Raw genomic sequence first — 25,394 nt, 5'->3', positions numbered from 1 at the left:
ACGCCGTAGCAGCGACCCTCAATAACCGTCCACGTAGGACACTCGACTGGAAGACCCCAGCCGAAGCATTGAACGAACAGCTACTATCTCTCCAGTAGAACTGGTGTTGCGACGACCGGTTGAACTCGAGGGTCGAGCCGCGGTCGCTGTGGTGGATCAACTCGCCGTCGCGGACCTCGCGGGACCAGATGCCGTATTCCAGCGCGCCGAGCACGAGGCTGGTGTCGCAGCGGTCGCTGGTCTTCCAGCCGACGATCCGGTTGGAGAACGCGTCGCGGACCGCGGCCAGCCAGAACACGCCCTCGCCGGTGGGGATGCGGGTGGCGTCGGCGACCCACAATCGGTCCGGCGCGGGTGCGGTGAAGTCCCGGTTGACCAGGTCCGGCGCCGGCGTGGCCCGCGGATCGCGTCGGGTCGAGGGTGTTCGCCACTTCTTGCGCAGGAACGCGCCCTGCAGCTCGTGGCCGCGCATCAGCCGCTCGACTCGCTTCAGTTGCGCGATACCCGGATCCCGCGGCGGCGCAGAGTGGCGTGCACCCGCGGGCTGCCGTAGGTACCACCGGAGGTGGTGTGGATGTCCACGATCTCGGCGACCAGCACCTCGTCCTCACGCTGGCGTGGCGACGGGTCCGTCTGGCGCCGGGCCTAGCCGTAGTAGGTGGAGGAGGCGATACCGAGGACCCGGAGGATGGGCTCGACCCCGAAGCGGCCGCGAAGCTGTGACACGAGCTTCACGACCGTCGCCGGGTCGGGTCGGGTGAAGTCGGCCCAGGGGCGGAGTTCCTGGGCTTGTGTGTACGGCAGCAACCAGTGCGGGCCGAGCGCCAAGACCAGTGCCACGGGTAGTAGGGCCTTGCGGGCGTGGGCGGACAGCAGCACGAATGCGGGCCCGGCCCAAGCCCAGTGGTGCGACCGCGACACAGGCGAGATGAGGAGTCCGGCCGTGGCGACGGCGACCAGCGCGGCCAGGTCGTCACCGTTGCTTTGGGCATGCTTCACGATCAACGAGCGGTCCTGGGCCAAACGGGTCGTGATCACCGACTTTGAGCGCCAGGCCGCCGCGGCCCAACTGCGGCAGCAGTTCACCGCTGAACGCCAGCGGCGCCGGGCCACCGGCAGCACCCGGCGGCACGCCGACGGACACGTCGTCGCGCTGCGGGCGCTGCCCGACTACACATGACGGCTGGACAGCCGACAGCGACAGGCCGGGCAATACGAACCGGCGGCGTATCCCAGCTCTGCGCTACTGCCGACGACGGCAAAGGTTCCTGTGAACTTTCAGGGCGGTTCTCCGCGTGTGTAGGTGACGGACCTGTAACGCATGGAGGTAAGAATGCTGCCAGCGGCCGCTTCTGGAAACGGAAAAGACAATCGCAAGCGCCAGGTAAGCTCGGTATCGGAGGAGGTTGCCGAGCTGTCTCTGCGCGGCCCGAAAAGGGAGAAGGTCGAAACCGGTCCGACTCTGGAGATCGAACCCGGTCTGACTCTGGAGATCGGCCCCCAAGGGCCGACTCCCCAGCAGTACGACGCCCTGACCGGATTCGCCCGCGATGTCGCTCACACGGCCCTGGCATACTACGCGAAGGGTGAGGTCGTGCCACCGGTGACCGTCTCCGCGCCACTACTCCCCGTGGCCGATCAAGTCCAACAGGTCCTGGACAATGTGATCACCAGTTACTTGCCCTACATCCAGCACGCCATGCCCGGCGGCCAGTGGCTCTCTCCTCACAGGATCAGCATCACCAAGACCGGTTCGTCGGGTACGGCAACCACTGTGAGCCTGCCTCTCGGCACCGCTATGACTCCCGCTCCCCAAGTTATTCCACCGCCTCTACCTCAGTACAACATTGACATCGTATCGCTGCCCTCCCCGTCTCTCCCCTCCTCGTCGTCAAACAACCCCTCTTCCTCACATTCGAGCAGTCAATCCACTAATCCGCCAATGCCTCAGAGGTACGGCTATGCGGCTAAGCAAAAGCTCAAGGGTAGCGGCAGCAGAGCGGAGTGGTTCGCACCGCTATGGGGCGTACTGCTGAAGCATCCTGAGCCGATGGGCGTCAATGACATTTTAAATAGCGGGGAGCTTCCCCCCGGTTATCCAACATCTAAACTGAGAAACTATCTGCTAGCGATGAAGGAAGCCGGCCTGGCCGTCGAAAACGGACAGGCGTCAAAGGCATATCTCTACAGTCCTGTCATGCCGCAGGGCCTCTCGGAGACCGAGAGCGACGCACTGCTCGACTGGGCCCGAGGCTTACCTGCGCCCGCCGCCAGCACTGCGGCCACAAGTCATCTGAACATCCGCCCCAACATCCTGCAGCTACCGGAGACGCTGCACACGCGCCTGGTTCAGAACACTCACAAGAACAGTGAAAATAGCTTGCTGGTGTCCAGGATCTTCGAGGTTCTGCTGACCGCCGAGAAACCTCTCAGCCAACAGGAGATAGCCAATCTTCTTAAGGAACACCACCACTTCCCAAATGCAACCAAAGCGACCGTAGCGCCATACCTTAGCGCAATGGTCGACACATTTCTGGCAAGCTCATCAATCGAAGGTGCGAAGAGTAGTAATACACCCCTGTATAGCGTGAGAATCTTACTGCCACCCGAGCTGCTGGACGACGGCACATTCAAGAAGTTTATCGACAATCTGCCCAATGTGAATGGTCGTGCTCGCGCTAAACAACGCAGTGAGGGCGTCAATCCGATCGCGCAGCATGCGGCCACGACCGCCCCTGCCAACTTTCCTACCGCCGACACGCTGAAGAGCGCCTTGCATCCGGACCGTGTGACTAAAGGCGGCCTCACCGAAGCGAATGCCCTTCGCGTGTGGTCTGTCCTGCTGACCAACGATCCGGCCACCAACAACGACCTGGAAACCGCCCTATCAGGAACCACAGCCGCGAAGGACATTGCCCGCTACACACTATGGCTGCAACGCTCCAACATGGCAGTGGTCGCCCGCAAGCTCGGCAACACCAACGCCTACAAGGGCGTAGTCCCTCAAGGCTTGGAAACCGATAGTGAGCTGTGCAACTGGGTCGAGGGCCTTCCTAGCTCCATGAGAGTTAAAGCTCAGAATCAACTCAACAATACGTCGGTCGCACCTCCGCTACGGAGCGAGCCACCCGTACCGCCCCTGCCGTCCCACATTACAGACCTCCTCAAAGAGGAGGACAACCTCAGTGGCCACCGGACCAGCCAAGTACTGGGCATCCTCATGCGTACCGACACGCCGCTCACCAATGAGATGATCCAAATGCGGTTGAAGTCAGACCACAATGTTGACACCTCCAAGGGAGGTGTCAACACGCATCTCTTGCATCTCAGGACTCAGAATATGGCGAGCCACTACGGCAAGGACGGCCGGAGGGACCTCTACGTCGGAAGTGTTCCTGAAAGCTACCGGCGGGATCCTGACCTGGCGCAGTGGGCCGCTCAACTCACCGACGATGGTGAGCGCGCCAACGCCCAGGCCCGTATTGAGGGTACTGAGCCTCTAGGTACCACACGGCCCCTGCCGCCGCTTCCCGCCGCGCTGCGTTACGCGTTCGGCGACGGCGTCGGCGCGAAGCGGGCCGCCGCGACGCTAGGGGCGTTACTCAGCACCGACAAGCCCCTGAATGCCTCGGACGTCGCCGATGCTGTCCAGCGTGACTACCACATCGGCCACGGAACAGAAAGAACAGACGCAACCAGACTGGACCTGGCTAAGATGCGCACATCCGGCCTGCTCAAAGAGCTGGACAAGACAAGGTCTGGCTCCTGCTACACGTCTGTTGTACCCACCGACATGGCCAACCTTTCCGCGCAGGAACGCGAAGGATTGCGCAAATGGGCTCTGGACACACTGACAGGGCGTGCCCAAATGGATGCGTTGGCCCGAATCAGTGGTGTCGAACCTCTGGATTCTTACTCGAAACTTCGGGGCGAGATCGAACCGATCAAACGCAGCAACTTCCTCAGCGAGACGGAGAAGGCACGCCCGCTGCCGCGGATGCAGGGCGGGAAACAGCTGTTCCACAAACGTCATATCATTCCTAGTCACCAGATTCGTGACACCTTCAAATCCTGGGTCAATTACCACCATCCTCCAGGTCACGACGGTCGCGCCGACATGGTGAAAGAGCTGCAGGCATGGGAAAAGCAGATGTTCAATCACGTGCCAAATCTGTGGGTCGGCCGTGGTAATACCAACAGCGCGGCCGGTTTCCTCAGTCGCACGTTCTCAGATGCCGCCGATTACGTCGATGACACCCCCCATCACGTCACGGGAAGTGAGGCTGTCAAGGCCGTTGAATATAACAGACGAGCTCATTTCAACACTCAGGAGGAGCTGGCTGAACCTATCCTAGAATATTTGAATCCGTCAAAGGATCGCAGCACCGGCACGTCGTCAGCAAGGGATGACACCAAGCTGTATTGGATGGCCCCGGAATGGAGCGCTTCCGAGTTCCTCAATGACGCGTCCAGCAGTGCTGATTTCGACTGGCCTGGCGGCACACGGGAACAGTACGAACAATTCATGGACGTCTACCTGCAGCTCCGCAATGTTGCTCTAGCGCCAAACACATACAGTCTTTCTGACCTGACGAACCTCCGGAACAAGTTCCTCAACCTTCGCGAACCGTCGGCGGTCTCCGCAGGGAACGGACTCCTCGATTACGAGGCCACCCAAACCGCCGATGTCGATTCCGCAGATGAGATGGATGTTGATGATTACCATCTGCCACCTCCGCCGCCGCCGATGGCTGGTCGACTCGAGGACGGCATCGAGCTCGCCGCTCAACAGCTGAGCCACCTGTCGCTGGACACGCCGCACACGTATGTGACAAGCAAGTACAACGCCGACATCGCCGATCTCGAGATAGGTCTCGACCAGTTGATGTCCCAGCTGCCCACGATGTCACCGATGGAACGCGCCGCGGCACTGGAACGGCTGCACGGCAACCGGCAGAACCTCCTCACCGGGAAAACCGACCTGATCCACCAGCTCCGCAACACCCTGCCCCCCGAGGTGTTCGCCCAGACCGCCGCCCAGCTCATGGTCCGCTGGGCCGGCAACGTCGACCAGCCCGTCACCGCACGCCGCGAAGCCGAATCCCAGATCGCCCGCCTACTCGGCAACCCCGACATCACCGAACGACTTCTCGACAAAGGCGTCCAGGTCGTCCTCATCCCCGAAGCCACACCCCTGACCGAACTCGAGGAATTCCGACACCTCGCCAACACCGAGATCTCACCCGAACACGGCACCTGGAACACCGCACGAGGCGCCGGCGGAACCATTCTCGTCGCCGTCGGCGCCGAAAACCTCACCGGCGGCACCACCACCGTCAGCCACGCACCACACTACGACGACGGCTACTCCGTGCTCGTCCACGAATTCGCCCACACCATCCACGAACACGGACTCAGCGACAAAGACCGGAAAACCATCGACCAAGCCTTCCGCGACAAATGGGAGAAGGTAAACAACGCCGAACAGGTGCAATGGCCTGACGGACCTACCTACGGCACCAACCTCACCCAACCCAATTACTCAGCCACCACTGCCAAAGAATACTTCGCCCAACTCGCCACCGCCTACCTCGGCGCCAACACCGGCCACGACCCCTACACCCATCTACCCCGCAACAACAGTAAAAGTCACATTGAACAACACGAGTCTGACGCAGTCGCGGGCGTCATACAAAGCATCACCGGCGACAACGCCAACCCCATCACAGCCAACCCCGTCCAACAACATCAAGCCGAACACGACTTCTGGCAAGGATACCGCGAATTCCAAACAGCAATCGGTAACAGAACTCCTACCAACTCCACCGCCACAAACTCACCCGCACTCCACCCAATCAACAATCTCAACACCAACTCCGCCATCGCCAACGCCGCCAGCCTCAGGTGCCCCAAGAGCGCCTCCTCACTAAACAACCCGACCCACACCACTTCCGCAACACCGCCCGCGCTCGCAACGACCACTACAAGAACACGATCATCGACTTCCCTGTAGAAACCCTCGGCGAGGCGGCAGGCCGCCCCGCCGAGCGCCATCACAGCGACCAAGTCGGCGCGGCCATGCGGCTGATCACGAGCACCTCGCGCTCATCCTGATCACCTCGCAGCATGGGCGAGTCCGTAACGCTCTGGCGCCGACGGGACGTGCCCTACCTAACGCGAATGATACGGAATGTGGTTGTCCATGTACTGAGAGTGTAGATGTATACGTCCGGAACCAGTCGGTGTCGGCAGAGGCACACGTATGACGTGCAGAGATGCCTCAACTGGGTGGGTGTTGCGTAATGCTTGCGGTTAACCCCGATGCTGGACGCTCCGCACAGCGCGACCCTTCCTCATCAGCTGACACAACAGCGGCCGCAATGCGGAGCCATGTTGCTGATCACTTCGAAGTGCGTCGGCAGGGTGCTGGAAAGGTCTCGTTCTATGAGGACTCTCGTCTGTGTGCTCCTCGTTGTCAGGTTGGCGTGCGGAACAACTCGTGGTGATCTCAGCCCTGAGGTTCCGCTTTTGTCCAAGCAGCAGGCGATGGACGTGCTGGCCGGTTACTACGTGGCCAACAACGACATCTATAAGGGCTTGGACGTCGGCGGCCTCATGCGGATCGAGGTACCTCCGCTGCGCACCTTGAACCAAGCGCTCCTGACGATCAACAAGGAGCTGGGGAGAGTTACCGCGCCGGTTACACACGACGGTGCCACCTTCCTCCTACCGACTACGGGGGAATACCCGCGGTGGTTCGTGTCCATTGCGACCGGGCTGCGGGGCGGAGTGCCGTCAGTTCGCCCCGTCTACACACTGTTCACCCAGCGGGCGAGGGGTGCACCCTGGCTGGCGGCGTATCAAGTCTCGCCTGTCGAGTCCGTTCCAACTGTGCACACCAACGACGGAGGCGCTGCTCGCGTCGTCAAGGAAACCGCTGGTCTGGCGATCGATCCGGCCGGTCTCGGCGGGGCCGTGCTCGCGCACTACGTGGAGCATAGCCACGACGACGGGTTCGCTCCCTCGATTGCACTAGACGAACAACTGGCGGCCAACTACCGCGTCAACAAGCAGAACATGACCGGTCGCGGTTGGAAGCTGTCCCGTGAACTCGAGGACGTCACGCATCCGGTGCATCTGTTGGCCACCACCGACGGTGGCGTGCTCGCGTTCACCGCCAGCACCGTAACTGACACAATAGAGCCCCTGGACCGCTCCGGAAGCGTTTCACTTGATACAAACAGCAACGAGGCCTCGCTTCTGAGGATGTCGGCCGGAATGACTTCCAAGAAGCTGGAGATCGAGCGGCTGCAGATGTTTCTGACGCACATCCCGTCGAAGTCATCGGGACAGAAGGTGCGAGTGCTTTCCTTCAACGACGCTCCGATCAACATCCGATGAAAGAACTGATCCGCAGCTGCGGCGTGGTGCGGCACGCGCGCAACGGTCACGGTACGCGGACTTCGTCATGATCAGGATCACCGACGACCTGGACGCCACGACGGTGGTCGAGCGGCGTTGCCGCAGCGGGCTGCACGTGGACGTGTCGATCGAGACCTGGGCCTCGTGTGGCGAGGCGACCATGGAGCGTACAACCTGCGCGCGGCATCCCCGGATGGTCGAATTCGGTGCTCCGCTAGATCACTGCTCCAACCCGGTCGGGCACGGTGTGAACCCCCGTCTGGCAAGACACCGGACCATGGTGGCGCTCAATGACGTGGCCAGGACGATGCCTTCATTGGGATCACGGCCAGGTCTTGGGCACATATTCGCCGGCGGTGACCTCATCCGGCTGACGCTGTCGGCCAGCACAGTGCGATCCACATCTCGAAGCGCGGCGCTCACGTCAGCAGCCCTTGACCTGAAGCGGTTGATGGATGCAGTTGCGTCGAGCAGCAGAGACGTGTTCAGCCTGCGTGGATTGTGGAACAGTGACGACCTGTTGGCGTTGCTGCCGTCCCAGCCACAACGGATCCACGTCCTGAAGCCATTGCTGTACGCCATTCTGGACTCCAGTTCGTTGGCTGAGATCAAGCCGTGCATGGCGCCAAACATAGCGGCGGGTCTCGGTCGGCTAGGTCGTCTCTTCGACTCGCTGTTCGCCGAGAAGTCGCCTCAGTCCGCGCGGATTCAGGCACGCGTTGCACCTGTCCGCGGCACCGCAAGTGACGTTGGTCTCCCGAAAGACCTACCGCAGCGCCTACGTCACCGTGAGCTTCCGTTTGCTTGGGGCCACAGCGGAATTCGCTTGGCCGTCAGCCGACATGGCTGTGACGGACGCCAAGGCCGCTGTGGCGATTCTGCGCCGTCAGAAGCACACATGGCTGGCCGAAGAGCGCGAGCGCAGCGCGGGCGATCGAGATCGCGCTGACGATCGGCTGGTCGACAAGGGTACGGGCTTGCGCAAACCCGGTCGCCCGGCGGGCCGGTGCACCGACGGCAAATCCACCTTGGTATGCGATCGGAGCGCAATCAAGTTGATCTAGGAAGTGTTCGTGATCACGGCACCGGGTCGAGGAGCCAGAGCTTGATCGACGTCACCTCGATGGTGCCCCCTGATACATCACCGCCGATGTCAAGTTTGGGAGTCATCAATGCACACCAGAGTCCTCACCGCCGTCCTCACCGCGTTGGCGCTCACCGGATGCGTCTCGGAGCGAGGCAACCCCGCGAGCGGGGAGCCCATCAAGATCGGCTTCATCAACAACCAGGAGGGCGCTTTCGCGGCACCGCAGTTGAGGACTGGCTCTGAAGTGGCCATCCAGCACGTCAACAACAACGGCGGCATCAAGGGACGTCCCCTCGATGTGGTCCGCTGCGCCACCGACGGCACTCCTGCTCAGTCGGTCGAGTGCGCCGAGATGTTCGTGCAGAAGAAGGTGATCGCGGTCTTGGAAGGTATTGACATCGGGATCGACGCCGCTCTTCCCTCGCTCAAAGCCGCCGGTATCCCACTGGTCGGGCACGTCCAGTTCACGCCAGGAGTCATGGCGGACCCCAATGCATTCTTCTTCGGTGCTGCGTCAATAGCGTATGGCAGTGCGGCGTTGAAATACTACGCCGATCAGGGCATCAAGACCATTACGTGGCTGATGCCGGAAGCCGTGACGAGCCGCGCGTTCACCGACACCATCATGAAACCCGGTGCGGCGAAGTTGGGCCTGCGCTACAAGACGGTCTACTACGACGCTGCGTCGCCGAACTGGCCGGCACTCGCCGCGCAGGTCCTGCGAGAGGCACCGGAGGCGAGCGGAAGCATTGCAGCCACCGAGGAACAGTGCGCCGCGATGGTGCGTGCACTGCGCGAGGTCTCCTATAGGGGCCGGATTCTTGCCGCGTCGTGCACCGGCCTGCCTGCCGCTGTCGGCAAACAATCAATCGGCGTTGAGCTCTCGTCGGACCATTGGAATCCAGCCGATCCCCTGTCTGCGCCGCCCGCGAGTCAGGACGAGATCGACCTCTACAACGAGGCCATGAAAGCCGCAGGGCATAGCGACGCCGTGCCAGGCGCCATGGTCACGTTCGCGGACACGATTACATTCTCGCGGGTGCTATCCACAATGGACAGAGTCGTCACACCGGCCAACGTCACCGCTGCGCTGCGCGCAGTGAAAGACATGGACAGTTTCATGGGGCCTCAGATCACCTGCGACCACAGGTGGAACGGCAACTCCGCATGCCACACGGCCCTGCTGTTCTATCGCTTCCAGCCGAACGGCGCCCTGAAGGCTCAGGTCCCCGACTATATTGACATGCGTGTCTTACATTAGCACCATTCTATTCCTCGCGTGGCCAGGCGTCGCATCGATGATCACGGCATGGTTGGGGTTGCCCCGTTTGACGGACAGGGTCGATGACAATGCCACTACAGAGGTTGAAAGGCTGGCATTACGGAGGTTCCAGGTCGAGCCCGGTGTGAGCGAGGAAGGCGTCGATCAACTCGGGCCGGTACTGGATCCGCTTGAGCCGGTTCTTCACCACCGCGACTGCGACCAACTGGTCGATCCCGTGCACGATGAGGTTGCCCAAGCTTCGCTTGACATGCGACCTCACGTGCTCGGCCGGGTTGAGGTCCGGCGCGTAGGCGGGAAGCCCGATCACGTGCAGCCAGTCCCGTGCGGCCAGTCCCGTGCCGCGATCAACTCCCGCATCGCCGCGCTGACGTGCGTGTTGAGGTTGTCCCAGATCACCACGATCGGACCGTCCAGTTGCTGGTGCGCGGCATCCGGCAAGGCCGCGTGGTCGGCCTCGCCGAAGCTGCGCCGCTCCCCCTCGCGGCCGCGGTGGGTCCGGGTGCGACAGATCAACCGAGACCGCCGGCCAGGCCGCACGCACACCAATCCGGCGACCGAGACCCAGCCCGATCCCTTGCCCGACACCGGGACCCGCGGGGTACGGCCCCGGCGTCCCCGGGTCCGGGCTCTCGGCGGACGCAGGGTCTGACCGGCCTCGTCCTCGAAGCACAGCCACGCGCCCCGCTCCGCCGCTACCGTTTCCCGCCGGCCACGTCTCCTCACGCCAGGTGACGATCGCGTCCTCGTCGCGTCCGGCCGCGCGATCGGCGGGCACCTGTGGTGAGAACCCCATGCGGTGCAACAGATACGACACCCCGCGCAGGGTGTAGCGGGGTGTGGAACAGCCGCGCGATCAGCTCGGCCACCCGCGCCGGCGTCCACCGTTGGTCCTCGCCGAATCCGTGCACGGCCGGGCCCTTGCCCCAAGGCCTGGGCCAACCGAGCCTGTCGCCGCTCATCCAGCCGGCAGGCCGGCCCCGCCGACGCCCTTCGAGGCCAATGCCCCAGGGCCACCGGCACGCCATCGGCGCCGCCACACGTACACCGCGTTGGTCGACACCCGCAGCAGGCCGGCGATCTCGGCGACCGGCACGTCCCAGGCGAACCACCCGGCCGCCCGCAACCGCACCGCCTCGCGTCCGACCCTTCCCCGCCCGGTCAGGCCGCCTCCATCCGCGTACCCCCATCCATCCCCGCGTAGATCATGAATCGATCACGATCGGGGACAACACGCCGAGCCAACCGCGATCAACCCCAGCCTTTCAAGACCTGTACGTAGCCACGAACGACCGGACTCGGCGCATCGCAGATCGAAGTGCTTCGCCATTGGTGTCCATGAAGCCAGTTGCCCCTGCCGATGTTGCCCATTTGTGGACCGTGATGTGACCGCGCTGGCCACCTCGATCGCGCGGAGAACGGCACATGCCTCCTATATTCCTCGGCGGGGCGGTGGCTGCCGCCCGACCGGGGTGTGCGCGAGCTTAGCAGGGCGGACGATCGCGGGGTGAAGCTGGCGACGTGGTGAAGTTGCGACGTGCTATTGACGTGTCTGGTTTAGAGGTCGCGATGACACTTTCCAGAGGATGCGCCGTGAGTGGATTGCGATGTGCTGACGCAGGCCGCCTGGAACCTTCCTTGCTAGTGGAACACATCGCTTCCACACGAAGAGCTACCGCAAAGTCAATCAGGGCAGCGCGACTGCCCTATTACCGATAAAGTTGACTCGTGCCGGATAACTTCGAAGATGCGATACTCACGCGAACATTACCGGGTTGGCCCGGTTGACGTCCGCGTCTGCACCGGCGAAGGTGGCGCCATTGACAGCTTTGTTTGGCCAGTTGCATTCTTGACTGAGCTATCCTTCAGATCTATCGATCTGATCGACGCAGCACCGGCGACCACAGAAGTAGAGTTTGAAGCATCCGAGTCGAGCGGCGGTGAGCTGACCTCCAAGGAAGCTCCAAACCAGGACTCCCCGTTGTCCAGTTGACCGTTCAATGAGTTTAATGAGGCGACACTGCTAGACGGGCCGCTTCTATATTCGAAGTCGATCTCCAGGCCCGTCTGGTCGGAGTCGTGGCTGATCGACTCCGCACGTTTAGTAAGGACTTGCACACTGGAGAGGGACTCTGTAATCAGCGTTGGCGGACTGTCCGTCAACAGGTCAACATTTTGCCCTTCCTTAAGAGCCCTGGCAATCTGGTCCAGCGTTCGACCACCCTGGAACATCGTGTGAAGATCTTGAATTACGACCGGCTTGAATCCATTTTTCTGCAGGAGGGCTGGCGTCATCAGGTAGATGTTGAGCCGCGAGTTGGTATCACTGTTCGGATGGATCGTTTGTACAGTGCGAACAGCCCTGCCGATGGCATGGAACTTGTCACTCGCGTCAGCAGCCTGCTCAATCTCCTTCCTGTATCGATCGAACACCGAATCAAGCATTCCCGGAATTTCGTCTGCCGAGAAGTTCGACATGATGGAGCCCTCATAGAGCCATGTCACTGAATTGTCTCCGGGGGTGCCAACCAGCTGCTTATCACCAACCTTCTCTGTTAGCAGGGTTGCACTTACCTCAGGCGAGCGGATCGGATGGGCGGTAACAATGTTCGCGTCGAGCTGCTGGCCCGAACCTGTAGCATCCACTTTGGTCGCCAGGTGTGAATTGACCAGATCGTGCCAGTGATTGTAGGTTTCATAATTGAGTTCGATCGATGCAAGGTCCTCACTGTCAAGTACTTGTCGATAGCTCTCCACCATGCCCGACTGGTAGCCGGGATCAGTCTGGTCGTAGTACTTGCCCGGATCATCCGGAAATTTTTCACGCGCCGCCGCGTGATCCTGCGGATGAATGTACAGTCGATACCACTCTCTTTCTTCCAGAAAATCTGACAGCCTTTTGACTTCTGAGTCTGCTACGTCCTCACTTGCAGGTCTACTGCTGTCAGAGTCGGCTTGAGACGTTCGATCACTGGAGTATGAGACGTGATGGTTCCAGAATTCAAGATTCTCGCTTGCCCAGTACACCTGATCACGGGCGAGTTTCACCACTTCGTCGAAGTCTTCATGGTGATCAGGGTTTTTCACCTCCCCCACCAGCAGTCGACCCAACATCTTCTGCGCCTTTTCGTACGCCTGCTGTGCGATCTCCTGTGAAGCTGGGAGAACTCGGCTGTGATCCACAATCTCGTTACGAGCACTGGCGAGGTCGAAGCCTAGACCCCATTCGTCCGGGCTATCATAGACTTTGTCAATCTCGTTGAGCATTCCAGTTTGTCGTAGCTCTGCGATATCGCTGTCGGTGTCGGTGTCGGTCTCCCCAGGCTTGACAGGCGAACGAGGAAACGCGGGGTCCTTGACGATCTCATCAAAGAAATTTATGAGCTTCTGATAGCTGTCCAGAACAGAGTTAAAGTCGCCCCCAACGACACTTGAGTAATCTCGCATGGCGTTCTCGTAAGCGTCAGCGATCGGCGCCCATCGTGTGACGTACTTCTGGTGTTGCGCGGCCGCATTCGGATGACCACTCGCTGCCAGCTGCTCCATCGCGCTCCAGAAAGCTCGGTCCTCCCCGATCTTCCGCCCTCCAGATACTTGATTGCCAGTGCGTTGACCGCCGAGCGGCGATACACCTTGAACGTCGAAGCTTTCAACTTCGTTGTCATCTGTACTGATTGATTCACCATCATCAGACAGTGCATATTCGAAATCAGTTTCATAACCCAAATAGCTAGGTTGACTTGAACGAAGCGAGTTACTGCGCCCAACGCGACCAGGTTCAGTCATCATTAACCTCCCAAATCAAGGCAGCGAACTTAATCGAGTTACACTTTCAAGTCGACCGATCTAATTTTGCACTGTTTGAGGCCAGGTGACCGCCTACCTGGTCGCTGCCATGAAGACCTGCTGAGGCACCACTCGATCGAGATCGCCGAACGGTAGGCCTGCACGCTGCCGGACGAACGCGAGTGCGTCGCGACCCTCGACGGTCTGCTGGCCCGCTGGGAGGTTCGCACCAGATGACTTGTCGTTGACCGGCGCCTTCAGACACACATCGATCCCGCCGACCGCATTGGTGATCTCGTAGAACCCGGCTAGATTCACCTCTGCATAGTGGTCGATTTTCAAACCGGACAGGCCCTCGACCGTAGCGATGAGATTCTTCGCACCCTCCCAGCGCGCCTCCAGCTCGCCGAGGTCGTTCTTCAACGCCGCGGATCGGCTGTACGCGTACGCCGAATTGATCTTGTGCCGCCCGAATCCGCCAGCGATCTCCACATACGAGTCGCGGGAACGACACCGCGAACGCCTTGCCGCTGTCATTCGGGATGTGAACCATGATCAGCATGTCGGTGTTGAGGCCCCTGCGTCACCGCCACCGGCCTGCACTCGCGCAGAACCTTCTGCGGCAGCGGGTTTCCCTTCGCATCGGTGCGACTGTCCAGCCCGACGAGCATGACATCGAGCGAACCGTCCGGTGGACGCTCGCCGGTGCTCGTCTCCTCGGCAATAACGTCCTGTTTGGTCACTTCTGTCGTGAGTTCGGTGAGATCCTGCCACGCAACGCCTGCGGCGATGAGGATGACTGCGGAGGCCAGTCCGAGGGCCGTCTTGCCTGCCGTGGAAGCGACTCGGCGGAGGTTGGTTTTCTTTTCCATACCAACGAACATGAGGGCGGTGCAGCGCCGGGTTCTTTTGTGTTGTTGAGAGCGGTCCGGTGGTGAGGAATGCGGACGGGGTGGCACTCCACTCACCACCGGGCCGGTGCGCCGCGCCCAGGGGAGGAGGCGGGACGCGGCGAGGTTCAGTACTCGGACACAGGCTGGCTCGTCCCATCGGGTGCGACCTCGATGTGCACTGCATTGCGCTCGCGCCGGTCCACCACGACCGCCTCGACCAGGGTCGCCACGCGACATCGCGTGCTGCTGCAACACAGCCAGGGGCACGTCGCGGTGATCTTCACCGCCATGCGAAACGCGCTCACCGGCGAGCGAGACGACATCGTCCTGCATAGACAACACCTCGTGACACTGCGGCGCCGTCACCCACGGCGGCCCCTTCATGTGCTCTGGAATCCACACAACACCACCACGTTCACGACCTCCCAAAAAGTTCACAAGTTGTCGTGAACAGGCGCGCCGACGCTGGTGAAGACCTCCAGGGGCTTGTCTCGGCGCACCGTTGGTGGCATGACAACTCCTGCGTGCTGTGAGGTGACTAGGTTGATCCGGGCCTCCAGCGCCTCGTCCGGAGAGAACGCGGTCAACGCGACCGCCGCTTCGGACCACGCGCGAAACCCGTCGCGGTCGGCGTACGGAACCCCGAGCAACTTGCAGATCACGGTGATCGGAAGCGGATCCGCGAACATCTTCACCAGGTCTGCCGGTGCCCGTGGTCGACGATCTGATCGAGCAGATCATCGACGATCTCCTTCGCTCGCTCCTCGAGTCGAGCGACGGTGCGGACGGTGAACGCCTTGCCGACCATGCGGCGAAAGGAGGTGTGTTCCGGTGGGTCCATGGTGTGTATCGACCGGCTGGCCTGGATGACCGGACGGGCCCGAGGCACGTCGGTGCCCACGGTCGCCGCCCGGCCGAAGCGACGGTCGTCACTCCACACGACCTTGGCCTCCGCATAAGTGGTGACCAGCCACGCGTCGCCACCGTGCGGCATCCGCACCTTGACGACCGGTTCGCTCTCGCGCAGCTCGGCGAACAGAGGGTCGACATCGAGCCGGTGCTGCGGTCCGAACGGATAGACGCGCGCGGTTGTCACTGTGTGGCTACTCCGTTCGCGATCTCCGCGAGTTTCCCGGCGATCACCTCGCCTATCGCGGCCAGGGGCCGTGGTTGCGTCATGGCGTTGTGAGTGGAGTCGACATCGTGTCGCTCGATCCGGCCGGTCACGTGGTGCCGCCACGAGTTGCTGTCCGGTGCCTGTGGTGCACGGTCGTGGACGGCAGTGAAGTGCACGATTGGGCCGTCGAACACGTCGATGACCGCACCCCGCAGCATGTCGACGTGCGCGGCATAGGCCCGGCGGATCCTGGCGATCATCTGTTCGTCCGGCTCGACACCGTCCATCTCCCGCACCATCTCCAGCAGCTCCTGCTCACCCGGTACCTCGAGACCGTCCAAGGAGTGGTGCGAAGGGTAGGCGTCGATGATCGCGAGCAACGCCACGTCTTCGCCCATCGCTCGCAGGCGGACGGCGAGCGCGTGAGCGACATTGCCGCCGAACGACCAGCCCAGCAGTTGGTACGGACCATCCGGCTGGACAGAACGCACCTGCTTCACGTAGCCGCTCACCAGATCATCCATGGTGGACGGAACCGCTCCGTCGAGGCTCACGGCGCTGGACTGCAACCCGTAGAGCGGCTGATCGGCGTGCAGGTGCGCGAGCAGACCCGCATAGCACCAGCTCAGCCCCGGATAAGACGGGTCGACGGGCAAATACGCCGCTCCCGACTTGCTCACCGCGAGGATCGCGACCAGCAGTTCCACGGACCTCGGCAGCGACAACGCGATCAGATCCTCCGGCCCCACACCGCGCGCGATCAACTCATGCGCCAACCGGTTCGCGCGCTGGTTCACGTCTGCGTAGCTGATGTCGGTGCCCTCGAACGACACCGCGATCACGTCCGGAACCCATGCGACCGCGGCGGCGAACAACTCAGTCAGCGTCCCGGTGGGCACGTCTTGCGCGGTGTCGTTGTACCTGGTCAGCACGCGACGACGCTCCAGCGGGCTGAGCACGCAGTGCCGGTCGATCGGCTGATCCGGTGCGTCGGCCAGCTTCGCCAGCAGACGGGTGAAGCTGGCCGCGATCCATTCAGCGGTGGCCGCGTCGAACAGGTCGGTGCTGTAGTCGAGCAGTCCCTCGATACCATCGCCGGTTTCGACCAGTTCGAACGCGAGGTCGCACGTCGTGGTGCGAGTGGCAATTTCCTCAGCCGCAACGGTGAGACCGGGCAGGTCGATCCTGATGTCCTCGATGTCGCGCAGCGTCAGCAGAGTCTGGAACAACGGGTGCCTCGCGCGTGACCGTTCCGGGTTCAGAAGCTCGACCAGTCGCTCGAACGGCAGATCCTGGTTGGTGAAGGCGGAGAGGTCGGTGTCCCAGACTCTCGTCAGCAGCTCGCGGAAGGTGGGCCTACCCGACGTGTCAGTGCGCAACACCACTGTGTTCACGAAGAATCCGACCAGGTCGTCGAGCGCTTCGTCGGTGCGGACCGTGACCGGTGTACCGATCGGGATGTCGGTACCCGCACCGAGCGCGGTGAGCAGCGCGGCGAGACCCGCCTGCACCACCATGAAAACTGACCTCGTTTTGCCGAGCCAGGTCGAGCAGACGCTCGTGCAGGTCGCGGCTGAGCCGGAAAGACGCGCTGCGGGCCTTCGTGACTCGCGGCAGCAGGCCGCGGCCGGTCGGTGGGCAGCTCGATCTCGACAGGCAGGCCGGCGAGCGCATTCCTCCAGAACTCGGTCTGCAGTGTGATGGCCGAGTGCTGATCCAGGTCGTCGCCGAGAGCCTGTTGTTGCCACAACGTGTAGTCGGCGTACTGAAGCTCCAACGGGGTCCACTGTGGAGCACGACCGGCCAGCCGCGCGGTGTAGGCGTTGGACAGGTCGCGCATGAGCGGCCTGACGGATGCACCGTCAGCGGAGATGTGGTGGATCACCAGCAGCAGGACGTGCTCAAGGGGCGCGACACGGCAGAGCATCGCACGTAGCGGCAGCTCGCTGGTGAGATCGAACCTCCCTTGCGCGAACGTGGCCAGCTCGTCGGAGTCGTTGCTGAGGATCAGGCGGAAATCGGTGTCGTGTTGCACGACCTGGCACGGGTCGTCACCGACCCGCGGGTAAATCGTGCGCAAGCTCTCGTGCCTGTAGAGCACATTGACCAGCGCCGTCTCCAACGCGGCCGCGTTCAGGGTTCCCGTGAGCCGCAGGCCCAGTGTGATGTTGTGGGTCCCCCTCGCGTCCTCGAGCTGGTTGAGGAACCACAGCCCACTCTGGCCAAACGACAACGGCAGCCGCTCCGGTCGCTCGAACCGCCGCACCCGCTGCCGCGCGTTGGCTGCGTCATCGATTTGCCGCAGCAGGCCGACGGCCTGAGGCGCCTCGAACACGATCCGGATCGGCAGCTCGACCCCGAACGCCGACCGGATGCGGCTGACGAGCCGGGTCGCGTGCAATGAGTGGCCGCCGAGCTGGAAGAAGTTGTCGTCGATGCCGACGTGCTCCAGACCGAGCACGTCGGCGAACAGCGCGCACAGCCGCTCCTCACGCGCATTTCGTGCCGCGACGGCGACACAGGGCTGCGCTGCGGGAGCAGGATCCCGCAGCGCGGCTCGATCCACTTTCCCATTGCGCGTCAACGGCAGCGCGTCCATTTCGACGAACGTCGACGGAACCAGATACTCCGGCAGCACCTCGGTAACGCGTTCGGCGAGGCCGTCGGTGTCACCGACCACGTAAGCGACCAACCGGTCATCTCGCTCGACGACAGTGGCCTGGGCAACACCAGGACAACGGACCAGCACGGCCTCGACCTCACCCGGTTCGACCCTGAACCCGCGCACCTTCACCTGGTCGTCGACACGACCACCGAACACCAACTGTCCGTCGGCGGACCAGGGGGCGAGATCGCCGGTGCGGTACATCCGCTCCCCCGGCGGCCCGTACGGATCAGCGACGAAGCGTTCCGCGGTCAGCCCGCCGCGCCCGAGGTAGCCACAGGTCACGCCGGCACCTGCGAGGTACAGTTCGCCGACCGCGCCGGGAGCCACTGGTCGAAGGTCGTGGCCGAGCACGTACGCGCACCTGTTGTCGATTGGCCGCCCGATCGGCACGACGTCCGGCACCGCGTCCGGATCGGCCAGCATGAAACAGGTCGCGACGGAGGTCGTCTCGGTCGGGCCGTAGCCGTCGATGACGACGAGTCCCGGACAGGCACGCAGGACACGCCGCACCGCGTCGGCCGGCACCACGTCACCACCGGCCCAGACCTCGCGCATCCCGGCGAAGCTGTGCGGTGCCTCCTCGGCGATCACCCGGAACAGTCCGGCGGCGATCCACGCGCCGGTCACACCGCGCGTGTGGACCAACCGGGCCTGTGTGGCCGCGTCAAGCCGCCCGGCCGGAGCGACGACCAGCGTGCCACCGCGCAGCAGCGGCACCCACAGTTCGTAGGTGCTGGCGTCGAAGGCTTGTGCGGAGTGCACGAGAACCCGCTCGTGGTGCTCACCGCGCAGCCTCCGGTCGCACACGAGCGAGATCACATCGCGGTGCCGCACGCCGATGGCCTTCGGCGTGCCGGTCGATCCGGAGGTGAACATCACGCAGGCCAGCTGGTCGGGGTGGACCGGTAAGCCGGGGTCGTGATCGGGGGTGTCGAGCGGATCGCTCAGCCGCACCACAGATTCGCTGTGAACCGCAATGTCCTGGTCGGTGACCAGGACCCGCGCACCGCTCATCGTCAGCAGTTCGGTCGTGCGCGCGTGTGGCGTTCGATCATCCAACGGGACGTACGCCGCGCCCGCCTTCGCAACGGCGAGCACTGCGACCAGCAACCCGGCCGAGCGCCGCACCAGCAGGCCAACCCGGTCCTCGGGTCGCACGCCCTCGCCGATCAGGCGGTGGGCCAACCGGTTCGACCGGGCATCCACCTCGCGGTAGGTCAGTTCCTCGTCGTCGGACACCACCGCGACCGCGTCCGGCGTGTTGTCGGCCACTGCGCGGAACGCTTGGGGCAAGCAGGTTTCGGGTAGCTCCGTGGTCGTGCCCTGCCAGTGAGTGAGCACGTCCGCGCGTTGCTCGGGCGACAAGACCTCGACTCTGCCGAGCGGCTGCTCCGGATCTCGCGCCGGCTCGTGGAGCAGCTGCTCGCCAATCGCCGTGACAGCCTCGTGTGTGAACAGGTCCGGCTGGTACCCGAGGTGCATGTGCGGGGAGGGACCGGGGACGATCGCCAGGCTGAGGGCGTAGTGCGTGGCGTCGTGAGCCTCCACGTCGATGAGGCGGACTCCCGGCGCTGGTTCCTGCAGCCCGTCGAGCGGGTAGTTCTCGAACACGACGATCGTGTCGAACAGCTCGCCCGCACCGATCAGCTGCTGGACGTCCGCGAGGCTCAGGTGCACGAACGCCGACAGGCTCGCTTGACGGTCCTGGATCCGGCGCAACAAGTCGATGACCGGAACACTCGGATCCGTCTGAGCGCGCAACGGCAACGTGTTGATGAACAGGCCGATCACGTCCTCGACACCAGGCAGTTCCGGCGGTCGGCCCGCCGAGGTGACGCCGAAGACGACATCATCGCGGCCCGTGAGTCGACTGAGCAGAATCGTCCAGGCGCCCTGGAAGAACGTGTTGAGGGTGAGGCCGTGTGCTCGAGCCCGGCGGGACAACCGGTAGTAGAGCTCGTGGTCGAGTTCGACTGTGATCTGTTCCGGTTGCACCGCACGGCGTGCGCCGTCGGACGGCGCCAGCACCGTGGGCCGGACATCGGCCAGAGCGGAGCGCCACGCCCGTTCAGCGGCGTCCCGATCCTGTCCGGCGAGCCACGTCAGATAGTCGTGGTAGGACGCCACCGGTGCAAGCGCCCTGCCCGCGTACAGGTCGAACAGCTCACGAACCAGCTTCGGCGTCGACCACCCGTCGAACAGGATGTGGTGGTGGGTGAGCAAGACACGACATGCCGTGCCGCCCAACGAGATCAGCGTGAACCTCAGCAGCGGAGGCTGGTCGAGGTCGAACCTCCGCCGCCGGTCCTCGGCGAGGATCACGGCCAGCTCCGCGCGCTGCCGCTCGGGGTCGAGACCGCCGAGGTCGATTTCCCGCCAGTTCAAGCCGGCCTCGGCGAGGACGAACTGCACCGGATGGTCGAACTCCTTGTTCCAGAAGCCCGCGCGCAGAGTGGGGTGCCGTCGCAGCAACGCGGCCGCGGCCGCGCGGAGGCGTTGGACGTCGAGGTCCGCGGTGAAGTCGACGCAGAGTTGTGGGGTGTAGGCGTCGGTGCCGTCGGTGTCGTAGAAGGCGTGGAACAGCATGCCCTCCTGCAGCCGCGACAACGGCCAGATGTCCTCGATGCCGGGGCGAGCCTGTTCGAGCCTCTCGATCTCCGCCTGGGCCAGCCCGGCGAGCGGCACCTCGGACGGGGTGAGGCCGCAGGCGCCCGACATGGCCGCAGGTTGGCTGAGAGCGTGCAGCACCGCGACCATGAGATCACTGAGCTCGCGGATCTCGTCTTCGGCGAACAACTCGGACGCCCACGTCCACGCGATCGTCAACTGCTTGCCCTCGGCAAATGCGTTGACCTTCAGCGCGTACCCCGGTGGCATCTCCCCGTCCGCCCCTGCACCGTCCAGCAGCGGGCCCGTAACAGGCCACTCGGTGTCGAAACGGCCGAGGTAGTTGAACGCGACCTGCGGTGCCCGCCCAGCCAGCTCGGCGCGGGTGTCGGGGTTGAGATAACGCAGCAGGCCGTAGCCGATGCCCTTGTCCCGCAGGACTCGCACCTGTTCCTTGACCTGCTTGATCGCCCTGCCCGCGAAGCCCGGCAGGTCGGTCCAGTCGATCGGGCCCGCATCGAGGCAGACCGGGAACACACTGGTGAACCAGCCGACCGTTCGGGAGAGATCGATCTCGGGCGTGAGGCCCTCACGGCCGTGACCTTCCAGGTTGACGAGCACCGCGGTATCCGTCGTGGTGTTCCGCTGCTGCCGCCAGCGTGCCAACGCGAGCGCGAAGCCGGTCAGCAGCAGTTCCTCGACACTGCAACGCAACACTGCTGGTACACCGGAAAGCAGCGTCGGCAGGTGCGTGGTGACCTGCAGGACGTGTGCCGTCGCCGTCACGTCGGTCAGCGGGTCGAGCGGGCGGTTCCCCAGCAGCGGGTCGTCAGCCTCCACAACTGTGCGCCACAACGGGAGTTCGGCACGTTGTTTGTCATGGGCGGACTGAAGCGCGAGCTGTCGCGTCCACTCGCGCAACGACGTCCCGACCGGGTCGAGCTCCGGAGTGCGACCATCCCGCAGGGCCTGCCAGGCCACCGCGAGATCGGACACGACGATCCGCCACGACATGCCGTCGATCACGAGGTGGTGCGCGACGATCAGCAGCCTGCCCTGGCGGGCGGGACCGGCGTCGAACCACACCAGCCGCAGCACCTCACCGGACTCTGGGTCGAGCGCGGACCGCGCCGCCGCGGTGTGTGCGGCGATCATTCCGTCGAGATCCGTCGAACCGGTGACGTCGACTCGCTCGACGATGTCGGCGCCGCGCATGTCGCTCCGGTGCGCGACGACCAACGACCAGTCGTCGCGCACGAACCGCAAGCGGAACGCGTCGTGGTGGTCGATCACCGTCTGCACGGCCTGCGTGAGCCGATCAACACCGAGGTCGGCGGGAACTCGCAGCACCAAGGACTGGCTGTATGCGTCGATGGGACCGCCCAACTCACGCAGCCACTCGGTGATCGGTGTGGCCCAGAGCTTGCCGATGTTCGCGTCCCGGCGACCCCCAACGGGCGGCTTCTGTCTGGCGCCGACGACCGCGGCCAACCCGGCAACCGTGCGGCGGGCGAACACGTCCCGCGTTGACAACGAAAGCCCAGCCCGGCGAGCTCGGCTCACCAGCTGCATCGCGAGGATACTGTCGCCGCCGTGATCGAAGAAACCGGTGTTCACGCCGACTGTCGCGACACCGAGCACCTCGGCGAACAATCCGCACAGCACACGCTCTGTCACCGTGCGAGCTTCGTCGGCCACCTGTCCGTCGGGCACCGGCGAGGGCAAAGCTGCCCGATCCAGCTTTCCATTGCTGGTCAACGGAAACTCGTCGAGCGACACAACCGCCGACGGCACCATGTGCGACGGCAGGTACTCGGTGAGCTCGGCGCGCAGACGAGCCGGATCGGCAGATCCGACTACGTAGCCGACAGGCCGGCGATCCCCCGGCTTGTCCTCCCGGACCACGACTACTGCACGCGAGACACCGGGCCGGTCGAGCAGAACCGACTCGATCTCGCCGAGTTCGACGCGGAAGCCGCGAATCTTGACCTGGTCGTCCGCCCGGCCGACGAAGTGAACCACCCCGGTCGAATCCCAGCGGACGAGGTCACCCGTGCGGTACATCCGGTCGTGGCCACGAGCAGAGTCCGCACAGAACGGATTGGCCACGAACCGGGTCGAGGTGAGTCCTGGCCGGCCGAGGTAGCCGCGCGCGAGCTGCGCACCGGCGAGGTAGAGCTCACCGACAACGCCCGGCGCGACCGGCCGCAGCGCGGCGTCGAGCACGTACGCCCTGGTGTTCCGCAGGGGTGTTCCCACGACCGGCGTTTCGTGCAGTCCGACGTTCGCGACCAGGGTGTCCACCGTGGCTTCGGTAGGGCCGTAGTAGTTGTAGGTGGTCGTAGCACCGTCGTCGCGTAGTTCTCTCCACAGCGGTTCGTCCACCGCCTCACCACCGAGCAGCAGCACCGCAGGCGTGTGCCGTCCCGCCTCCAGCAACCCCGCGTCGAGCAACTGGGTCGCGTAGGAGGGAGTGACGTCCAGCATGTCGATCCGGTGCTCGCGGACGTAGTCGGTCAACGCGAACGGATCACGTCGTACGTCGTCGGTGACCACGTACAGTTCATGGTCGGCCAGCAGCCACAGCAGCCCCTCCCAGGACGTGTCGAACGTGAACGCCGCGGTGACCGCCGCACGCAGCGTCGCGGTCCCGGCGTTCGGCTCGATGAGTTCCGCGAGGTGGTCGTGGAACAGGTTCGTCAGACCCCGGTGCTCGACTACGACTCCCTTGGGCTTGCCGGTCGAACCCGAGGTGTAGATCACGTAGGCCGCGTGCGCCGGATCGATCTCCACACAGGGGGCGGTGGAGGGGTAGCCGTCGAGCACGGGGATGTCGTCGAGGGCCAGAATCGGCTGGGCGTCGGCCAGCACGAACGCCGTGCGCTGCGCCGGATCGGCGGGGTCGACCGGCAGGTAGGCGGCGCCGGACTTGAGCACCGCCAGCAGCGCCACCACCAAGTCAGCCGACCTGGACAGCGCCAGCGCCACCACCTGCTCCGGCCCTGCTCCCCGAGCGATCATCAGGTGCGCCAACTGGTTCGCTCGCTCGTCCAAGTCTTGGAACGAAAGCCGGTTCCCCTCGCACACCAGCGCGGTGTTGTTCGGGGTGGACCTCACGTGCCGTGCGAACACGTCGACCACGGTTCGGCCCGGTCAGTTCCCGCGCGGTGTCGTTCCACTCGCCGAGCACTCGTCGCCGCTCAGCGGGCAACAATACGTCGAGCGTGTCGAGCGACAGGTCGGGGGAACTGTCGACCAACTTTTCGAGCAGCGCGACGAACCGGTGCAGGTGCTGTTCGGTGTGCCCAGCCGTGTACCGCTCGGCGTTGCTGTTGAAGTCGATCAACAGCGTGCCGTCGCCGGACCGGTCGTACACGTTGATCGTCACGTCGTCGACCGGGCCGTTGGAGAAGTTGTGCACCGTCGCCGTGTGACCGCCGAACGACCGCAACGGTTCGGATGCCATGAAGTTCAGCACCGGCCCGTACAGCGGATCACCGGTACCGATCGCACCGACGTCGCGAGCGATCTCCTCGTGCGGAACGCGCTGGTGACGCAACGCGAGCCGTGCGGTTGCGGCGGCCTGCCGGACCAGTTCGGCAAGGGTCATCCCGCGTGCCACCCGCAACCGCAGCGGCACCTCGCTGGCGAGCACACCGGGTGTCTCGCGCGCGATGGCCGTCCGACGACCGGTCGTCGGCATGCCCACCATCACATCCGGCGTCCCGCACATCCGTTCGACGTAGAGGCCGAGCGCAGCCACCGTCAACGACGGCAGGCTCGCTCGGCAGGCACGGGCGAGATCACGCAGCCGGCTTGCGACCGGTGCTGACACGGTGTGGCTGCATCGCCGGAAGGTGCGAGAGGGCGGACCGGGCCGACCGGCGAACCCGACGGCGGCGGGGCGGTCGTCCAGCTGCGCGCGCCAGTACCTCCGGTCTTGAATGTATTGCTCACTCGCGCGGTAGTTCGCCTCGTCGGCGAGCAGATCGCGCAACGAGCCCATGGGACTCGGCGTCCACGACCGTCCGGCCGCCAGTTCGGTGTAAATGTCCGCCACGCGGTTCATCCACATCGTGCTGGAGACACCATCCCCAACAATGTGATGCCCAGCGAAGTGGATCAGATGTCGATCCTCAGCGAGCCGCAACACGGCGATGTCGAACAAGGGGAAAGCACCGAGGTCCACTGGTCGAGCCAGTTCGGCGCGAATCCACGCCCCCGCGGCCTCCCACGGATCCGCCTGATCACCGAGGTCGATGACGGGCGGAAGCCAGTCAGTGCACGGCTCGACGACCTGCCACACGAGGTCGCCGTCGCGCTCGAACCGCGCCCGCAACTGCTCGACATCCATCACCGCCGCGTGAATCGCCTGGGCCAGCAGTTCGACGTCCAGTCGCCCGAGAATGTCGACGGTCTCTTGCGCTTGGTAGATCGGATTGTCCGGGTCGAGATGCTGCGCGAACCAGAATCCGGCCTGTGCGGCAGTGAGCGGCAAACGGCGATCGCGTGTTCCACGCATTGGTTTCATC

16 protein-coding genes and 4 pseudogenes are annotated in these 25,394 nt (G+C 63.8%); 5 read left to right on the top strand and 15 right to left on the bottom strand.

The window, feature by feature from the left end; all coding sequences use genetic code 11:
* Positions 1-190 precede the first annotated feature (190 nt).
* From FKR81_RS45430 to FKR81_RS40490, 3 genes and pseudogenes are all read right to left on the bottom strand, one after another.
* Positions 191-472, bottom strand: a pseudogene (locus tag FKR81_RS45430) (DDE-type integrase/transposase/recombinase); the annotation flags it as partial.
* 17 nt (positions 473-489) lie between these two features.
* Positions 490-600, bottom strand: coding sequence for an IS3 family transposase (locus FKR81_RS46125; protein ID WP_146360488.1), 111 nt, complete (start codon positions 598-600; stop codon positions 490-492).
* 45 nt (positions 601-645) lie between these two features.
* A complete protein-coding gene (locus FKR81_RS40490; RefSeq protein WP_146360486.1) occupies positions 646-999 on the bottom strand; it encodes a hypothetical protein in 354 nt (117 codons plus the stop codon).
* A 10-nt stretch (positions 1,000-1,009) separates the two neighbouring features.
* Here FKR81_RS40490 and FKR81_RS44130 point away from each other — a divergent pair.
* The 5 genes and pseudogenes from FKR81_RS44130 to FKR81_RS40470 all read left to right on the top strand — a co-directional run.
* Positions 1,010-1,180: pseudogene (locus FKR81_RS44130) on the top strand (IS21 family transposase); the annotation flags it as partial.
* A gap of 153 nt (positions 1,181-1,333) precedes the next feature.
* Positions 1,334-6,013, top strand: coding sequence for a hypothetical protein (locus tag FKR81_RS40485; RefSeq protein ID WP_146360484.1), 4,680 nt, complete (start codon positions 1,334-1,336; stop codon positions 6,011-6,013).
* Between the two features lie 533 nt (positions 6,014-6,546).
* On the top strand, positions 6,547-7,401 hold the full coding sequence (locus FKR81_RS40480; protein WP_146360482.1) for a hypothetical protein: 855 nt from the start codon (positions 6,547-6,549) through the stop codon (positions 7,399-7,401).
* Between the two features lie 740 nt (positions 7,402-8,141).
* The gene (locus tag FKR81_RS40475) at positions 8,142-8,486 is read left to right on the top strand and encodes a carboxyl transferase domain-containing protein (RefSeq protein ID WP_146360480.1); all 345 of its coding nucleotides are present in this window, start codon (positions 8,142-8,144) and stop codon (positions 8,484-8,486) included.
* A gap of 108 nt (positions 8,487-8,594) precedes the next feature.
* On the top strand, positions 8,595-9,770 hold the full coding sequence (locus FKR81_RS40470) for an ABC transporter substrate-binding protein (protein ID WP_146360478.1): 1,176 nt from the start codon (positions 8,595-8,597) through the stop codon (positions 9,768-9,770).
* A 118-nt stretch (positions 9,771-9,888) separates the two neighbouring features.
* On the opposite strand, the gene FKR81_RS44625 is transcribed toward FKR81_RS40470, so the two are convergent.
* The 12 genes and pseudogenes from FKR81_RS44625 to FKR81_RS45405 form a co-directional block, all read right to left on the bottom strand.
* Positions 9,889-10,101, bottom strand: coding sequence for a hypothetical protein (locus tag FKR81_RS44625; RefSeq protein ID WP_222598573.1), 213 nt, complete (start codon positions 10,099-10,101; stop codon positions 9,889-9,891).
* On the bottom strand, positions 10,098-10,517 hold the full coding sequence (locus tag FKR81_RS46120; protein ID WP_222598572.1) for a transposase: 420 nt from the start codon (positions 10,515-10,517) through the stop codon (positions 10,098-10,100). Before FKR81_RS46120 ends, FKR81_RS44625 begins: the two co-directional genes overlap by 4 nt.
* 1 nt (position 10,518) lies before the next feature.
* Positions 10,519-10,617 (bottom strand): annotated as a pseudogene (locus FKR81_RS46265) (helix-turn-helix domain-containing protein); the annotation flags it as partial.
* A 132-nt stretch (positions 10,618-10,749) separates the two neighbouring features.
* The gene (locus FKR81_RS44610) at positions 10,750-10,923 is read right to left on the bottom strand and encodes a helix-turn-helix domain-containing protein (RefSeq protein ID WP_222598571.1); all 174 of its coding nucleotides are present in this window, start codon (positions 10,921-10,923) and stop codon (positions 10,750-10,752) included.
* Positions 10,924-11,558: 635 nt separating this feature from the next.
* Entirely contained in the window at positions 11,559-13,517 is a 1,959-nt protein-coding gene (locus FKR81_RS40455; RefSeq protein ID WP_146360476.1) for a hypothetical protein, read from the bottom strand.
* Positions 13,518-13,670: 153 nt separating this feature from the next.
* A complete protein-coding gene (locus FKR81_RS45425) occupies positions 13,671-14,069 on the bottom strand; it encodes an LCP family protein (protein ID WP_235922200.1) in 399 nt (132 codons plus the stop codon).
* Positions 14,070-14,110: 41 nt separating this feature from the next.
* Positions 14,111-14,449 (bottom strand): hypothetical protein, encoded by a 339-nt coding sequence (locus FKR81_RS45420; RefSeq protein ID WP_235922199.1) that lies wholly within the window; start codon positions 14,447-14,449, stop codon positions 14,111-14,113.
* A gap of 455 nt (positions 14,450-14,904) precedes the next feature.
* Positions 14,905-15,165 (bottom strand): hypothetical protein, encoded by a 261-nt coding sequence (locus FKR81_RS40445; RefSeq protein ID WP_146360474.1) that lies wholly within the window; start codon positions 15,163-15,165, stop codon positions 14,905-14,907.
* Complete coding sequence (locus tag FKR81_RS40440) at positions 15,162-15,566, bottom strand: cytochrome P450 family protein (RefSeq protein ID WP_146360472.1); 405 nt, start codon at positions 15,564-15,566, stop codon at positions 15,162-15,164. Before FKR81_RS40440 ends, FKR81_RS40445 begins: the two co-directional genes overlap by 4 nt.
* Positions 15,563-17,104 (bottom strand): condensation domain-containing protein, encoded by a 1,542-nt coding sequence (locus FKR81_RS45750; RefSeq protein ID WP_146360470.1) that lies wholly within the window; start codon positions 17,102-17,104, stop codon positions 15,563-15,565. Before FKR81_RS45750 ends, FKR81_RS40440 begins: the two co-directional genes overlap by 4 nt.
* Positions 17,105-17,190: 86 nt before the next feature.
* A pseudogene (locus FKR81_RS45410) lies at positions 17,191-23,931 on the bottom strand (amino acid adenylation domain-containing protein); the annotation flags it as partial.
* Positions 23,822-25,384 carry a condensation domain-containing protein gene (locus FKR81_RS45405; protein WP_235922202.1) on the bottom strand — a complete coding sequence of 521 codons (1,563 nt, stop codon included), beginning with the start codon at positions 25,382-25,384 and terminating at the stop codon, positions 23,822-23,824. The pseudogene FKR81_RS45410 and the gene FKR81_RS45405, both read right to left, overlap by 110 nt.
* Positions 25,385-25,394: the final 10 nt, after the last annotated feature.

This window comes from Lentzea tibetensis (assembly GCF_007845675.1).
GTDB lineage: Bacteria > Actinomycetota > Actinomycetes > Mycobacteriales > Pseudonocardiaceae > Lentzea > Lentzea tibetensis.
Note: the sequence above shows the minus strand (reverse complement) of the source record. Positions and strands in the feature narration are given on the sequence as shown.